Source organism: Streptomyces sp. MUM 2J, from assembly GCF_022414535.1.
Lineage (GTDB): Bacteria > Actinomycetota > Actinomycetes > Streptomycetales > Streptomycetaceae > Streptomyces.
Map to the genome: position 1 here is coordinate 138850 of NZ_JADWYM010000011.1, position 14199 is coordinate 153048.

A 14199-nucleotide genomic window follows, 5' to 3' on the forward strand; every position below is an offset into this window, starting at 1 on the left:
ATACGGCTCATACGGCTGCGTCAGCAGTTGCTCGGCGTCCCGTCCCTTTTCGTGATCCAACCGTGTCCCCCCGTTCTCCCCACCACCCCTCTAAACGCCTGGTCCCATCTGCGGGTTCCCGCCACCAACGGATACAGTCACGCCGAAGCAACCATGGGGACAGGAGAGGGCCATTACCGGCAACCGGCAGACGAGCTGGGCGTTCGCCGACGCCTATGTCGCCGAGGACGAAGCACTGCGGTGGGCCCGCGACCGGGCCCGCGAGGCAGGGCTGCGCTCGGTGACGCCCGGCACGGGCGCGGCCCTGGGGTTGCTCGCCGCCACCGTGGACGCGAAAGCGGTCGCGGAGATCGGCACCGGTTGCGGCGTCTCCGGAATCCACCTGCTGCGCGGAATGCGCCCGGACGGGGTGCTGACCACCGTGGATCCCGAGCCGGAGCACCAGCAGTTCGCCCGGCAGGCCTTCCGCGCCGCGGGGTTCGCCAGCAACCGGGCCCGGTTCATCCCCGGCCGCGCCCTGGACGTGCTGCCCCGGCTCGCCGACGCCGGATACGACCTCGTCTTCTGCGACGGCGACCGCCTGGAGCTGCTGGACTACCTAGCTGAATCGTTGCGCCTGCTGCGCACGGGCGGCCTCGTCGTCTTCGAGGGGGTGTTCGCCGCCGGCCGTACGGTGGACTCCGGACCGCAGCCGACCGAGGTCATACGGATCCGGGAGCTGCTGCGGGCGGTGCGCGAGAGCCAGGACCTGGTCCCGTCGCTGCTGCCGGTCGGCGACGGCCTGCTGTGCGCGGTCAAGCGCTGACGGCCCCACCCCGCGAACGACGGCACGGCGCCCGCCACGGGCCGCACCATCCCGGCGGAGCCGTCCGAACAGTGGCCCCGGCACCGTGTGCGATGCCGGGGCCACTGAAAGGGTGTGGTCGCTTGCGCGTCAGCCGACGACCTTCTTGAGGGCGTCGCCGAGGGCATCGGCCTCGTCAGGGGTCAGCTCGACGACGAGTCGACCGCCGCCTTCGAGCGGAACGCGCATGACGATGCCCCGCCCCTCCTTGGTCACCTCGAGCGGGCCATCGCCCGTCCGCGGCTTCATGGCCGCCATGCTCGTTCCCCTTCCTGAAACCAGCTCATCGCCACAGCCGACGGCCCCTGAAGGGCACGCGCTGTCCCTGGTGCAAAGAACCCCGGACACGCGACACCGGCATCGAACACATTGCTTCCCAGCCATTATCCCGCATCCCAGGACCCGATGACCAACATCGGTCGGCATCGCTTGGGCAACGCGCGCGAGCAAAACCACCCAATTCGGCGATGTGGCTGCGATACTGCGCGGCCGTATCGCTTCTTCGCCCTTTGACGCAGGTCACACCACCGACCCGGTCCGCCGTCCCCGAACTCCGCCATGCTGTCCTTCGTACCCACGGCGTACCGTCCGGTACGCCGCTGCTCGACACCGGAGGGAACACCATGGCCGACACCGTGCTCTACGAGGTGAACGACGGGCTCGCGACCATCACGCTGAACCGCCCCGAGGCGATGAACGCGCTGAACGTCGCGACCAAGGTCGCCCTCCGGGACGCGGCCGAGTCAGCGGCGGGCGACGACGCCGTCCGGGCGGTGCTGCTGACGGCGGCCGGCGACCGGGCGTTCTGCGTGGGCCAGGACCTCAAGGAGCACATCGGGCTGCTGGCCGCCGACCGGGAGACCGGTTCGGGGCAGACGATGAGCACCGTCCGCGAGCACTACAACCCCATCGTGCGGGCGCTCGCCGGGGCGCCGAAGCCGGTGGTCGCGGCGGTGAACGGGGTCGCGGCGGGCGCGGGCTTCGGTTTCGCGCTGGCGGCCGACCACCGGATCGTGGCGGACACGGCCGGCTTCAACACCTCCTTCGCGGGCGTGGCCCTGACCGCCGACTCGGGCATCTCCTGGACACTGCCGCGGGTCATCGGCCCCGGCCGCGCCGCCGACCTGCTGCTCTTCCCGCGCAGCATCACCGCGCAGGAGGCGTTCGAGCTGGGCATCGCCAACCGCGTGGTGCCGGCCGCCGACCTGCGGTCGGAGGCCGAGGCGGTGGCCCGGGCACTGGCGGAGGGGCCGACGGTGGCGTACGCGGCACTGAAGGAGGCCATGGCCTACGGGCTGACGCACTCCCTGGCGGAGACCCTGGAGAAGGAGGACGAGCTCCAGACCCGCGCGGGCTCCTCCGAGGACCACGCCATCGCCGTGCAGGCCTTCGTGAACAAGGAGAAGCCGAAGTACCTCGGCCGCTGAGCCGGCCGGCGCCGGGCTCAGGGGCGACGGCGTGCGACGCAGGTCCCGAGGTGGTCGTCGACCAGCCCGCAGGCCTGCATCAGGGCGTACGCCGTCGTCGGGCCGACGAAGCGCAGGCCCCGCTGCTTCAGGGCCCTGGACAGGGCCGTCGACTCGGCGGTGACCGCGGGGACGTCGGCGAGGGACCGCGGGACCGGGCGGGCCGCCGGGTCGGGGGCGTGGGACCAGATCAGCCGGTCCAGTTCGCCCGGCTGCCACGTGGCGAGCACCCGCGCGTTGGCGAGCGTGGCGTCGATCTTGGCGCGGTTGCGGATGATCCCGGCGTCGGTGAGCAGGCGCTCGCGGTCGGCGTCGGCGAACCCGGCGACCTCGGCGATCTCGAAGCCGGCGAAGGCGGCGCGGAAGCCGGGGCGGCGGCGCAGGATGGTGATCCACGACAGGCCGGACTGGAACGCCTCCAGGGACAGGCGCTCGAACAGGGCGTCGTCGCCGTGGACCGGGCGGCCCCACTCCTCGTCGTGGTAGGCGACGTAGTCCGGCGTGGACAGGGCCCACGGGCAGCGCAGGGCGCCGTCCGGGCCCGCGAGGGCAATGCCGTCGCTCACTGCCGGTCCTCCCGCCGTTCGTCCCGCGGGGGCTGCTGCGCGGCGGCGGCCCGGGCTCCCGCCAGCGCTGACTCCAGGTCGGCGATGCGGGCGTCGCGCTCGGCGAGTTCGGCGGCGACGCGGTCCAGGGCGTCGTCGACGTCGGCCATGCGGTAGCCGCGGACCGCGAGCGGGAAGCGGAGGTGGTCGATGTCCGCGCGGTCGACGGGGCGGTCGGGGGGCAGCGGGTCGTGCAGCCGCTCGGGGGCCGCCTCGGGCAGCGGGCCCGTGCCCTCGCCGCCGCCGACCACGGCGAGCATCACCGCGGCGGCCACGACGGCGAGCGCGACGACCAGGAACAGGAACATAACCATCGCTGCATCCCCACGGTTGGTGTGCTCGGTGTCCGGAGTGTGTCAGGGTCCGATCGTGCCATGCGGCCCAGGCGGTTAGGGTCGCAGGCGGTGGAAGACCGGGACGGACTGGAGAGGTCACAGGGGATGCTCAGGCTGGGCAGGCGTGAATTCGGCGCGCACGAGCCGGTGATCATGGCGATCGTGAACCGGACCCCGGACTCCTTCTACGACGGTGGGGCCACCTTCCGCGACGAGCCGGCGCTGGCCCGGGTGGAGCAGGCGGTGGCCGAGGGTGCGGCGATCATCGACGTCGGGGGGGTGAAGGCCGGTCCGGGCGAGGAGGTGACCGCCGAGGAGGAGGCGCGGCGCACGGTCGGCTTCGTGGCGGAGGTGCGGCGCCGGTTCCCCGACGTGGTCATCAGCGTGGACACCTGGCGGGCCGGGGTCGGGGAGGCGGTCTGCGAGGCGGGCGCGGATCTGCTGAACGACGCGTGGGGCGGGGTGGACCCGCGGCTGGCGGAGGTCGCCGCGCGCCGCGGGGTGGGCCTGGTGTGCACGCACGCCGGGGGCGCCGAGCCGCGCACCCGCCCGCACCGGGTGGAGTACGACGACGTCATGGCCGACATCCTGCGGGTGACGGTGGGCCTGGCGGAGCGCGCGGTGGCGCTGGGGGTGCCGCGGGAGTCGGTGCTGATCGACCCCGGGCACGACTTCGGCAAGAACACGCGGCACAGTCTGGAGGCGACGCGGCGGCTCGGCGAGATGGTCGACACAGGCTGGCCGGTGCTGGTGTCGCTGTCCAACAAGGACTTCGTCGGCGAGACGCTGGACAAGCCGGTCAAGGAGCGGGTGCTGGGCACGCTGGCGACCACGGCGGTGTCGGCCTGGCTGGGGGCGCAGGTGTACCGCGTCCACGAGGTGGCGGAGACGCGGCAGGTCCTGGACATGGTGGCGTCGATCGCGGGGCACCGCACGCCCGCGGTGGCCCGGCGGGGCCTGGCGTGACGCCGCCGGGCGCCCACCGCGGCGGGGGCTGAGGGACGGGGCCGCGAGGCCTCGTCACGGCGGACGCCGGGAGCAGCCTCGCTGCGGCGGATGACGGGCGGGCGGACGGCGGAGGGTGCGGCGCCGGGGAAGGAAGGGGCGCAGGAGCGGGTGCCGCCGGCCGTGGGGCCGGTTCAGCGGCCCGCCTCCTTGGACACCAGGGCCACGGCCTCCTCCACGTCGTCCGTGACGTGGAAGAGCAACAGGTCCTTCTCGGCGGCCTTCCCCTGCGCCACCAGCGTGTTCATGAGCCAGTCGACCAGACCGCCCCAGTAGGCGCTGCCGAAGAGGACGATGGGGAAGCGGGTGACCTTCTGGGTCTGGACGAGGGTGAGGGCCTCGAAGAGTTCGTCGAGGGTGCCGAGTCCGCCGGGCAGGACGACGAACCCCTGCGCGTACTTGACGAACATCATCTTCCGCACGAAGAAGTAGCGGAAGTTCAGGCCGATGTCGACGTAGGGGTTCAGCCCCTGCTCGAAGGGCAGCTCGATGCCGAGGCCCACCGAGATACCGCCCGCCTCGCACGCGCCCTTGTTCGCCGCCTCCATGGCGCCCGGTCCGCCGCCCGTGATGACGGCGAAGCCCGCGTCCACCAGGCCCCGGCCGAGGCGCACCCCGGCTTCGTACTCCGGGGAGTCGGCCGGTGTCCGCGCGGAGCCGAACACGCTGATCGCCTCGGGCAGTTCGGCCAGCGTGCCGAAGCCCTCGATGAACTCCGACTGGATGCGCAGCACCCGCCAGGGATCGGTGTGGACCCAGTCCGACGGGCCGCCCACGTCCAGCAGGCGCTGGTCCGTCGTGCTCGCCGTCACCTGGCCGCGCCGCCGGAGGACCGGTCCCAGGCGCTGCTCGTCCGGTGGCGTCTTCTTGCCCTCGGGGTTGCCGGTAGCCATGTACGCGCTCCCTCCGTCGTGCTGTCTTTCCACCTCAGCGTAGATCCACGGTGGTTACGGACGGGGGACGTGAGCATGTCCGCCACCGGGGCCGGTCGGGAAACGTCCCGTCCGGCCGCGCTCCCCCCGGCGGACGGGACGCCCGCGCCGGGCTCTCCGGCCGACACCGCGAACGCGCCCCGGACGGGCGGCCCCTGCTCGCTGCCCTGCTCCCGGCTCGGTCCGCCGAGCCCGTGCCGTCAGCCGGTGAGCCAGTCGCTGAGCCGCGCCTCCGCCGAGAGGATCTTCGCCGTCTCGACGCGCTCGTCCCGCCGGTGCGCCAGGTGCGGGTTGCCCGGACCGTAGTTGACCGCGGGGACGCCGAGCGCCGAGAAGCGGGAGACGTCCGTCCAGCCGTACTTGGGCTGCGGGGTGCCGCCGACCGCCTCGATGAAGGCGGCAGCGGCCGGATGGGACAGTCCGGGCAGGGCGGCACCGCTGTGGTCGTCGACGACGAACTCCTCCACCCCGCAGTCCGCGAAGACCTCGCGCACGTGCGCGATCGCCTCCTGCTCGGTGCGGTCCGGTGCGTAGCGGAAGTTCACCGTGACCACGCACGCGTCGGGGATGACGTTGCCCGCCACACCCCCGGAGATGCCGACCGCGTTGAGGCCCTCGCGGTACTCCAGGCCGTCGATCACCGGGTACCGCGGCTCGTACGCCGCCAGCCGCGCGAGGATCGGCGCCGCCGCGTGGATGGCGTTGGAACCCATCCAGCTGCGGGCGGAGTGGGCCCGCTCGCCGCCGGTCCTGAGCAGCACCCGCAGGGTGCCCTGACAGCCGCCCTCGACCTGCCCGTCCGACGGCTCCAGCAGCACCGCGAAGTCGCCCGCCAGCCAGTCGGGGTGCGCCTCCGCGATGTGCCGGAGCCCGTTGAGTTCGGCGGCGACTTCCTCGTTGTCGTAGAAGACGAACGTGAGGTCGCGGTTGGGCGCCGGAACGGTGGCCGCGATGCGCAGCTGCACGGCGACACCCGACTTCATGTCGCAGGTGCCGCAACCCCACAGGAATCCCTCGCCGTCGAGGCGGGAGGGGACGTTGTCGGCGATCGGCACGGTGTCGATGTGGCCGGCGAGGATCACGCGCTCGGACCGGCCGAGATGGGTGCGCGCGACGACGTTGTTGCCGTACCGGTCCACCGTCAGGTGCGGCAGGGCGCGCAGCGCGGTCTCGATCGCGTCCGCGAGCGGCTTCTCGGTGCCGCTCTCGGAGGCGAAGTCGACGAGCTGCGCGGTCAGCTCCGCAGCGTCCAGCGTGAGGTCAAGCGGGGTGTCGGCCATGCCCGCGACCCTATCCCCCCGCAACCGCGGAAGCGCTGCGCGAACCTGCTCAGGACTCCCGGCTTCCGGAGGCCTCCAGTACCTTGTACCGCGTGTCAGAGCCGTCCCCCACGCCTCACGCCTCACCGACGCCCGCGCCCCCGGGGCGCCGCCGTCGCCTGCTCCGGTTCGGCGCCGGGCTGGTCGCGCTGGGTGCGGTCGCGGGCTATCTCACGGTGCAGTACGTGACCGGGGGTGGCGGCGCGCCGGGCTGCCGGGTCGTCTCGGGGGCGGGCGGTGCGGCGTCGTACGCCTTCACGCCGGAGCAGGCGGTGAACGCCGCGACGATCGCGGCCGTCGGCACCGGCCGCGATCTGCCCGAGCGGGCCGTGACGATCGCGCTGGCGACGGCGTTGCAGGAGTCCGGGCTGCGCAACATCGACCACGGCGACCGGGACTCGCTGGGCCTGTTCCAGCAGCGGCCGTCGCAAGGCTGGGGCACCCCGCGGCAGATCATGGACCCGACGTACGCGGCGGGCGCCTTCTACCAGCACCTGGTGAAGGTCCCCGGCTACACGGGACTGCCCCTCACGGTCGCCGCGCAGCGCGTGCAGCGCAGCGGCTACCCGGAGGCGTACGCCAAGCACGAGTCGGACGCGGCGCTGCTGTCCGCCGCCCTGACGGGACGCTCCGCGGCCACGCTGACCTGCGGGGGCCGCAAGGACACGAGGCCGGGCGCGGGGCCGGACGGGGTGCGCGCGGCGCTCGTACGGGACTTCGGGCGCGACGTGTTCGAGATGGCCGGCGCGGAGGTGAGCGGCCGGGCCGCGGCGACGCCCTCGCCGGACGCGTCCGCGGCGGGCAAGGCATCCGGTCCGCTCGGCACACCCGGATCATCCGAGTCACCCGGATCGTCCGGCGGGTCGGGGTCCGCGGCGTTCGGGCGGCCCGGTGGACCGGAGGACGCCGCGGGGCGGACGGTGACCGTGCCGGTACCCGAGGCGGGTCCGGGCGGCCGGGCCGGGCAGCGGTCGGCGCGGGAGCGGGGCTGGCAGCTCGCGCACTGGGCGGTGGCCAACGCCTCGGCCCTGCACATCGAACGCGTCTCCTACGCCGACCGGGAGTGGGTCGCCGGCACGACCGACGGCCGCTGGCGCAGCACGGCCGGTTCCGGTTCCGGTTCGGCGTCCGGCTCCGGACCCGGCTCCGGACCCGGCTCCGGGGACGGGCCGGGGCGGAACGCGGACGCGGACGCGGTGCGGATCGTCGCCGGGCAGTAGGGCCGGGCAGCAGTGCGGTCCCTCACCCTGACGGGTTATGCGGGGACGGTCCGGAGGCAGTGCGGGCAGGTATGCGCGCACTCGCCCCCGTTTCCGCCGAAACCCTTGGAAACACCGGGCCGCAAGCATCCGGTGGACTTTCCCCCGGGCGCCTTTTGCCCGTTTATATCCGCAGGTGATTATGCGACGCATTGCCCATTCTTTACGTCGCCCCGCCGCAACCTTCGCGGACCTCAAGCGGTAGTCACTGCGTCCGGACCCGATGATCGGCTGGTTCAACTGCCTCAAATCGTCGGACAGTTCACCGCCCTCCCCCGTCGAAGGAGCATCATGACCCTCCCCCTGACCCGCCGGATCGCCCGTGCCGCGCTGCTCGTCGCAGCGGGAGCGGCTGCCGGGGTCGGTGCGGCCGGCTCCGCCAGCGCGGCCCCCGCCCTTCCGGCGACCCCGAACCTCGGCGGACTGACCGCCCTGGACGCGGCCGGCGCCGGCGCCACCGCGGACGGCGCGGTGCAGAGTGCCACCGGCCTCGCGGGCGGCACCGGCGGCAAGGCGGTCGAGCAGACGGTGCCGGCCGCGGGCACGAGCGGCGGCAAGGCCGTCCGGAAGGCGACGCCCGCGGCGCAGAAGGCCGCCGGTGACGCCACCGGCTCCGCCGGCCGGATCCTCGGCGGCACCACGTCGACCGTGACGAAGGGCGGGCTGCCCACGGACGGGCTGGCCAAGGGCGCCGGGGCCGCCCAGTCCCTGCCGCTGAAGGGCCTGCCCCTGGGCGGCTGACGCCCCCTGCCGACACCGGCGGGGTCCAGGTGCGCCACCTGGACCCCGCCGTCGCGTGCGCGGGCGACCCGAGGAGGCGCGGGCGGCGGGTGCCGGGCCGTAGCGGGCACCGTTCAGCAGGCAGCGGGTGGCGGTTCTCGTTCCTCTTCTCGCTACAGGCGCCGTACGGCCGCCCCGATCCGCTCGTCCGTCGCCGTCAGGGCCACGCGGACGAACGTCTCGCCCGCCGGGCCGTAGAAGTCGCCCGGGGCCACCAGGATGCCGCGCTCGGCCAGGTGGGACACGGTGTCCCAGCAGGACTCTCCGCGGGTCGCCCACAGGTAGAGGCTCGCCTCGCTGTGCTCGATGCGGAAGCCGTGGCCCAGCAGCGCCGCCCGCAGGGCCTCGCGGCGGGCCGCGTAGCGCTCGCGCTGGACGCGGACGTGCTCGTCGTCGCCGAGGGCGGCCACCGCCGCCGCCTGGGTCGGCGCCGAGGTCATCATGCCGCCGTGCTTGCGGATCTCCAGCAGCGGGCCGAGGACGGCCGGGTCGCCGGCCACGAAGGCGGCGCGGTAGCCGGCCAGGTTGGAGCGCTTGGACAGGGAGTGGACGGCGACGATGCCGTCGTAGGAGCCGCCGTTGACGTCGGGGTGCAGGACCGACACCGGGTCGGCCTCCCAGCCCAGCTCCAGGTAGCACTCGTCGGAGAGGACGAGGACGCCGTGCTCGCGGGCCCAGGCCACGATCCGGGTCAGCTCCTCCCGGGACAGCACCCGGCCCGTCGGGTTGGACGGGGAGTTCAGCCACAGCAGCCTGAGGTTCGCCGGGTCCAGCTCGGTCGGGTCGTCGTAGGCCTCGTGGTCGGCGCCGGCCAGGCGGGCGCCCACCTCGTACGTCGGGTACGCCAGGCGGGGGTGGGCGACCCTGTCGCCGGGGCCGAGGCCGAGGTGGGTCGGCAGCCAGGCCACCAGTTCCTTGGATCCGACGACGGGGAGCACGTGCCGGTGCGTGACCCCGCGGGCGCCCAGGCGCCGCTCCAGCCAGCCCGTGATCGCGTCGCGCAGCGCCGGGGTACCCCACACCGTCGGATAGCCCGGCGAGTCCGCCGCGTCGACCAGCGCCTTCTGGATCAGCTCGGGGACCGGGTCGACCGGGGTGCCGACGGAGAGGTCGACGATGCCGTCCGGGTGGGCGGCGGCCGTCTTCTTGTACGGCTCCAGCCGGTCCCACGGGAAGGCGGGGAGACGGTCGCGGAGCGACGTCACGGACGGGCGGGCGGCCGGGCGGGCGGGGTCTGCGGACACGGGGATCGAGCTCACTTTCGTCGGTACGGCAAACGCCTCGGTCCCGTGCGGCGACCGGATCCGATCCGAGCGATCGTGGCCGTACGGGACCGAGGCGGCGCGGCTGAGTCGTGCGGGCCGCTTACGGGGTCACTCGCCCTGCGGCGGCAGTGCCTCGACGAGGGGGTGGTCACGCTCGATCAGCCCCAGCTTGCTGGCGCCGCCGGGCGAGCCCAGCTCGTCGAAGAACTCGACGTTCGCCTTGTAGTAGTCCTTCCACTCCTCCGGAGTGTCGTCCTCGTAGAAGATCGCCTCGACCGGGCAGACCGGCTCACAGGCACCACAGTCGACGCATTCGTCCGGGTGGATGTACAAGGACCGCTTGCCCTCGTAGATGCAGTCGACCGGACACTCCTCGATGCACGCCTTGTCCTTGACGTCGACACAAGGCTCTGCGATGACGTAGGTCACGCTGTCGTTCCTCCTCGATAGGGCGCTGGCGGGCCTCCCACAGGCTCCGCCGCCTGGCGCGCGGGAGCGCGGCGTCGTCGATGCCCGCCCCTAGTATCTCCGTTCCTGGGCATGATCCGAACAGGAGGGGTGAACTGACCTGTGGAAATCTCTGCCGCCGGGCGCCTCGAGGTCCGTATCACCGCTGCTGACGTGGGTAAACGGGTCTCCGTACGGCGCCTGAGCAGCCCTGGGGACGGTGGGGCGAAATTCACCGACACGGTGGGTGTTCTCACATCCTGGGACGACGGTGTGTTGGTGATCACACAAAAGAACGGGGCGGGCGTCCTGATTCCGGAGTCCGCACTGGTCGCGGGAAAGGTCGTACCGGCGGCGCCGGCGCGCCGCCGCGGCCCGGCCGCCTCCTACGAGGAGCTGGCCCGGGTCGCCGCCCGCGCGTGGCGGCCCGTGGAGAGCGAGCGGCTCGGCGACTGGGAGCTGCGCGCCGCCGCCGGGTTCACCCGGCGCGCCAACTCCGTACTGCCGCTGGGCGACCCCGGCCTGTCCCTCGACGACGCGCTGGACACCGTGCGGCGCTGGTACCACGCGCGCGGGCTGCCCGCCTACGTCCAGACCGCGACCGGCGCCGAGGGCAGCCAGGAGCCGCTGTGCGCGGGACTGGAGCGGCGAGGCTGGGAGCGTGAGGTGACCGCCGAACTGTGGGTGGGCGCGCTGGCCCCGGTGGCCGACCGCGCGGACGCCGGCGGGGTCGTGCTGTCCCGGCGGGCGGACGAGGCGTGGCTGGCCCGCTACCAGCGCAAGGGCGTGAGCGACGTGGCGCTGCGCGTGCTCGGCGGCGGGCCCTCGGTGTGGTTCGCCACCGTGCCCGGCGAGGGCGCACCGGCCGCCATCGGACGGTGCGTGGTGGACGGACGGTGGGCCGGTTTCGCCGCCGTCGAGGTGGACCCGCACCAGCGGCGGCGCGGCCTCGCCACCACCGTGATGGCCGCGCTGGCCCGGCAGGCCCTGGACGAGGGCGCCTCGGCGGCCTGGCTCCAGGTGGAGGCCGACAACGAGGGCGCCCGGGCCCTCTACACCGGCATGGGCTTCACCGCGCACCACGCATACCACCACTACCGCGCACCCGACGCTGGTTCCAGTTCCGATTCCAGTTCCAGTTCCGATTCCAGTTCCGATTCCGGTTCCGGTTCCGATTCCGGTTCCGGGGCTGGGTGAGGAGGGCAGAGCACCATCGTGGACCCGCGCCGACCACCCCACCCCCCGAGCCCGGAGCGCTCCGCCGCACTGCACCGGCGGTTCGCCGCCGAGGCCCGCTCCGAGCGCCCCGACCTGTCCGCGCTGTGCCTGCTGATCGGGGCGGCCGGGGACAGCTCCCTCGACGAGTCCGGCATGGACGCCGCGCAGATGGAGCTGGACCGGCTGGCCGGCGAGGTGCCGTTCCGGCCGGGCGGCCCGCAGGCCTGGGCGACCGCCCTGCACCGGCTCCTCGGCACCCGCCACGGCTTCCACGGCACCCAGGCCGACTACCGCCACCTGGAGTCGTCCCTCCTCCACGAGGTCCTCCGACGCCGCCGCGGGCTGCCGATCCTGCTCTCGGTGGTCTGGCTGGAGGTCGCCCGGCGGGCCGGGGCACCGGTCCACGGCGTCGCCCTGCCCGGCCACTTCGTCGTCGGCTTCGGCCCCGAGGACCGGCAGGTCCTCGCCGACCCCTTCGACGGCGGCCGGGTCCTCACCGGCACGGACGCGGAGCTCTTCGTCGCCGGCGCCACCGGGGCGCCGCTCGACCCCGCGCACCTCACCCCCGCCGACCCCCTCGACGTCGTCCTGCGCGTCCTGAACAACATCCGCGCCTGGGCAGCCGCCCGCCCCGAGCGGTCCGACGTCGCCCTGTGGGCCGTGGACCTGTCCCTCCAACTCCCCTCCCACCCGGCCCGCCTGCGCCACGAACGCGCCCAGCTACTGGTTGGCCGGGGCGAGTTCACCGCGGGTGCCGCGGAGCTGGAGGCGTACGCGGAGGTGGTCGCCAAGGTCGACGAGGAGGCCGCCGATCGACTCCGGGGGGAGGCACGGGCGGCTCGGGCGAGGCTCAACTGAGGTCTCGACGATCGGACTCGTCTTCACCACGCCCACTGGACGGCCTCTTGGCCCCGCCAACCTCACCCGCCGCTTCCGCAGCTTCCTCAACCGGGCCGGACTCCGCCGAATCCGCTTCCACGACCTCCGCCACTCGACCGCCACCCTGCTCCTGGAACAAGGCGTCGACCTCGTCGTCATCAAGGAACTGTTGGGCCGTGCCCATATCGGCGTCACTGCCGGCGCTTACGCACACGTCCGACTCCGCCTCCAACGCCAATCCATCGACACCCTGAGCGACGTGCTCGACGGGCACTGCCGTACCGAAGACGCCCGCGGCCCCCACGAGATTTCTCGTGGGGGCCGCGGGCGTCCGACTGCGTTGCCGCTGAGGTTGAAAGGGTGGGGTGACAGTGGGCGTTGGCCCTGCTACATCCTCGTCATGAGGTACGCGGATGGCGGCGGTCTGACCGCGGTGGGGTGGGTTAAGCGTGAAGCAGTGCGCTTCGAGGCCGCGGAGATGTTCGGGCAAGGTGTGCGGCCGCCGGAGGTGGCCCGCAGGTTGCGGGTGTCGCGGAAGTCGGCGTACGCCTGGCACGCCGCCTGGCGCCAGGGCGGCAAAGCAGCTCTGGCGTCCAAGGGGGCTGGCGGCTTCCCCTGTCAGCTCAGCTACGCCCAGGCAGAACGCCTGCAGGTCGAGCTGGAGGCAGGGGCGGCCGCGCACGGCTGGACGGAGGACCAGCGCTGGACGCTGGCGAGGGTCGCGGAGCTGATCCATCGCCTGTTCGGCTACCGGTACACCCCGCGTGGGGTGTCGTACCTGCTGCACCGGCTGGGCTGGTCACCCCAGGTCCCCGCGCACCGGGCCGTCGAGCGGGACGAACAGGCCGTCGCCGCGTGGCGGACGGAGCAGTGGTCACGGGTAAGAGGACGGCCCAGCTCCTGGGCGCGTGGATAGCCTTTGAGGACGAGGCCGGGCAGGACCTGAAACCCGGCAAGGGTCGTACATGGTCGCAGCGAGGTAGGACTCCGCTGGTCAGAGTGGTGGGCAAGGGTTCTGGTCGGGTCCTGATGGCCGGGATGATCTGCGTCAGACCGGGCCGCGAGACCAGGCTGATCTACCGGATTCAGACGTACCGAGGCCGCACGGGCGAGAAGAAAGGCTTCCGGGCCCGCGAGTTCGCCGACCTGTTGACCTCTGCCCGGCGGCAGCTCGACGGTGCCCCGCTGATCGTTGCGTGGGACAACGCCAGCACCCACCACGCCAAGCCCTTACGGGAGTTCTGCAACCGCAACAGCGACTGGCTCACCATCGTCAAGCTCCCGCCCTACGCACCCGACCTCAACCCCGTCGAAGGTGTCTGGGCCCACCTGAAGAAGTCCCTGGCCAACCTCGCACCCCGCACGATCGACGACCTCACCCCACTCGTGAAGAACCGCTTACGCGGCATCCAACGCCGACCCGAGATCCTCAACGGCTTCATAGCGGAGACCGCACTCGGTCTGGAGCCTCCGTAGCCTGTCACCCCACCCTTTCAACCTCAGCGTCAACTACTGCCGTCAGACGCCACTGAAGCCCCAGGGCTCGTGCGTTCTCAGGCGGCGAGACGTCCTGAACTGCCGGGTGAGGGTGAGTTGTCGGGGTGTGGTCAGGTGATCAACTGAAGGAAGCGGTTCGTGATGATGGAGGTATCTGACGCCTCATCACAACGAACCGCTTCCGGATGCCATCCTTGCTGATCACTGCTATGTCCCGCCACCTCGACCACGATGCGGGCTCCACCCCCGACGATCCCGACCGCCTGCTGGACCTCGCCGACGTCCTCGACGTGCTGCCCGATCCGCGCCGTCGGCAGGGACGCCGTTACCGGCTCGGCCCGATCCTCG

General features: G+C 72.9%; 16 protein-coding genes and 1 pseudogene. 10 read left to right on the forward strand and 7 right to left on the reverse strand.

Going from position 1 to position 14199, the window contains the following annotated elements; genetic code table 11:
- Positions 1 to 106 precede the first annotated feature (106 nt).
- Positions 107 to 805 carry an O-methyltransferase gene (locus I3F54_RS13045; protein WP_308373448.1) on the forward strand — a complete coding sequence of 233 codons (699 nt, stop codon included), beginning with the start codon at positions 107 to 109 and terminating at the stop codon, positions 803 to 805.
- 129 nt (positions 806 to 934) lie between these two features.
- On the opposite strand, the gene I3F54_RS13050 is transcribed toward I3F54_RS13045, so the two are convergent.
- Entirely contained in the window at positions 935 to 1102 is a 168-nt protein-coding gene (locus I3F54_RS13050) for a DUF3117 domain-containing protein (protein WP_003966491.1), read from the reverse strand.
- A 365-nt stretch (positions 1103 to 1467) separates the two neighbouring features.
- Here I3F54_RS13050 and I3F54_RS13055 point away from each other — a divergent pair, with 365 nt between their 5' ends.
- Positions 1468 to 2271 (forward strand): enoyl-CoA hydratase/isomerase family protein, encoded by an 804-nt coding sequence (locus tag I3F54_RS13055; protein ID WP_240118872.1) that lies wholly within the window; start codon positions 1468 to 1470, stop codon positions 2269 to 2271.
- A gap of 17 nt (positions 2272 to 2288) precedes the next feature.
- Here the strand turns inward: I3F54_RS13055 and I3F54_RS13060 are convergent, their stop codons facing one another.
- Positions 2289 to 2876 carry a DNA-3-methyladenine glycosylase I gene (locus I3F54_RS13060; RefSeq protein ID WP_308373440.1) on the reverse strand — a complete coding sequence of 196 codons (588 nt, stop codon included), beginning with the start codon at positions 2874 to 2876 and terminating at the stop codon, positions 2289 to 2291.
- Complete coding sequence (locus I3F54_RS13065) at positions 2873 to 3229, reverse strand: DivIVA domain-containing protein (protein WP_240118873.1); 357 nt, start codon at positions 3227 to 3229, stop codon at positions 2873 to 2875. The genes I3F54_RS13060 and I3F54_RS13065 overlap by 4 nt, the downstream gene beginning before the upstream one ends.
- 126 nt (positions 3230 to 3355) lie before the next feature.
- On the opposite strand from I3F54_RS13065, the gene folP reads away from it, so the two are divergent.
- Positions 3356 to 4216: a dihydropteroate synthase gene (gene folP / locus I3F54_RS13070; RefSeq protein ID WP_240118891.1), complete on the forward strand. Its 861-nt coding sequence runs from the start codon at positions 3356 to 3358 to the stop codon at positions 4214 to 4216.
- 173 nt (positions 4217 to 4389) lie between these two features.
- Here the strand turns inward: folP and I3F54_RS13075 are convergent, their stop codons facing one another.
- Both I3F54_RS13075 and dapE read right to left on the reverse strand, forming a co-directional pair.
- A complete protein-coding gene (locus I3F54_RS13075) occupies positions 4390 to 5148 on the reverse strand; it encodes a TIGR00730 family Rossman fold protein (RefSeq protein ID WP_240118874.1) in 759 nt (252 codons plus the stop codon).
- 239 nt (positions 5149 to 5387) lie between these two features.
- On the reverse strand, positions 5388 to 6467 hold the full coding sequence (dapE, locus tag I3F54_RS13080; RefSeq protein WP_240118875.1) for a succinyl-diaminopimelate desuccinylase: 1080 nt from the start codon (positions 6465 to 6467) through the stop codon (positions 5388 to 5390).
- A gap of 158 nt (positions 6468 to 6625) precedes the next feature.
- Here dapE and I3F54_RS13085 point away from each other — a divergent pair, with 158 nt between their 5' ends.
- A complete protein-coding gene (locus tag I3F54_RS13085; protein WP_240118892.1) occupies positions 6626 to 7726 on the forward strand; it encodes a heavy metal transporter in 1101 nt (366 codons plus the stop codon).
- Between the two features lie 330 nt (positions 7727 to 8056).
- Positions 8057 to 8506: an ATP-binding protein gene (locus I3F54_RS13090; protein WP_240118876.1), complete on the forward strand. Its 450-nt coding sequence runs from the start codon at positions 8057 to 8059 to the stop codon at positions 8504 to 8506.
- A gap of 152 nt (positions 8507 to 8658) precedes the next feature.
- Here I3F54_RS13090 and I3F54_RS13095 read toward each other — a convergent pair whose 3' ends face one another.
- The gene (locus I3F54_RS13095) at positions 8659 to 9750 is read right to left on the reverse strand and encodes a bifunctional succinyldiaminopimelate transaminase/glutamate-prephenate aminotransferase (protein WP_240118893.1); all 1092 of its coding nucleotides are present in this window, start codon (positions 9748 to 9750) and stop codon (positions 8659 to 8661) included.
- Positions 9751 to 9918: 168 nt separating this feature from the next.
- Complete coding sequence (fdxA, locus tag I3F54_RS13100; protein WP_240118877.1) at positions 9919 to 10239, reverse strand: ferredoxin; 321 nt, start codon at positions 10237 to 10239, stop codon at positions 9919 to 9921.
- 141 nt (positions 10240 to 10380) lie between these two features.
- On the opposite strand from fdxA, the gene I3F54_RS13105 reads away from it, so the two are divergent.
- The 5 genes and pseudogenes from I3F54_RS13105 (at position 10381) to I3F54_RS13125 (ending at position 13830) form a co-directional block, all read left to right on the forward strand.
- Positions 10381 to 11454 (forward strand): GNAT family N-acetyltransferase, encoded by a 1074-nt coding sequence (locus I3F54_RS13105; protein WP_240118878.1) that lies wholly within the window; start codon positions 10381 to 10383, stop codon positions 11452 to 11454.
- 18 nt (positions 11455 to 11472) lie between these two features.
- The gene (locus tag I3F54_RS13110) at positions 11473 to 12333 is read left to right on the forward strand and encodes a transglutaminase-like domain-containing protein (protein WP_240118879.1); all 861 of its coding nucleotides are present in this window, start codon (positions 11473 to 11475) and stop codon (positions 12331 to 12333) included.
- A gap of 13 nt (positions 12334 to 12346) precedes the next feature.
- Positions 12347 to 12619 (forward strand): annotated as a pseudogene (locus I3F54_RS13115) (tyrosine-type recombinase/integrase); the annotation flags it as partial.
- Between the two features lie 135 nt (positions 12620 to 12754).
- The gene (locus tag I3F54_RS13120) at positions 12755 to 13270 is read left to right on the forward strand and encodes a winged helix-turn-helix domain-containing protein (protein ID WP_240118894.1); all 516 of its coding nucleotides are present in this window, start codon (positions 12755 to 12757) and stop codon (positions 13268 to 13270) included.
- Positions 13225 to 13830 (forward strand): transposase, encoded by a 606-nt coding sequence (locus tag I3F54_RS13125; RefSeq protein WP_308373444.1) that lies wholly within the window; start codon positions 13225 to 13227, stop codon positions 13828 to 13830. The genes I3F54_RS13120 and I3F54_RS13125 overlap by 46 nt, the downstream gene beginning before the upstream one ends.
- Positions 13831 to 14199 lie beyond the last annotated feature (369 nt).

Bases quoted from the DNA above. Each gene is read 5' to 3' on its own strand.
- I3F54_RS13050 (WP_003966491.1), bottom strand. From the start codon at position 1,102: ATGGCGGCCATGAAGCCGCGGACGGGCGATGGCCCGCTCGAGGTGACC.
- I3F54_RS13055 (WP_240118872.1), top strand. From the start codon at position 1,468: ATGGCCGACACCGTGCTCTACGAGGTGAACGACGGGCTCGCGACCATC.
- I3F54_RS13065 (WP_240118873.1), bottom strand. From the start codon at position 3,229: ATGGTTATGTTCCTGTTCCTGGTCGTCGCGCTCGCCGTCGTGGCCGCC.
- folP (WP_240118891.1), top strand. From the start codon at position 3,356: ATGCTCAGGCTGGGCAGGCGTGAATTCGGCGCGCACGAGCCGGTGATC.
- I3F54_RS13075 (WP_240118874.1), bottom strand. From the start codon at position 5,148: ATGGCTACCGGCAACCCCGAGGGCAAGAAGACGCCACCGGACGAGCAG.
- dapE (WP_240118875.1), bottom strand. From the start codon at position 6,467: ATGGCCGACACCCCGCTTGACCTCACGCTGGACGCTGCGGAGCTGACC.
- I3F54_RS13090 (WP_240118876.1), top strand. From the start codon at position 8,057: ATGACCCTCCCCCTGACCCGCCGGATCGCCCGTGCCGCGCTGCTCGTC.
- I3F54_RS13120 (WP_240118894.1), top strand. From the start codon at position 12,755: ATGAGGTACGCGGATGGCGGCGGTCTGACCGCGGTGGGGTGGGTTAAG.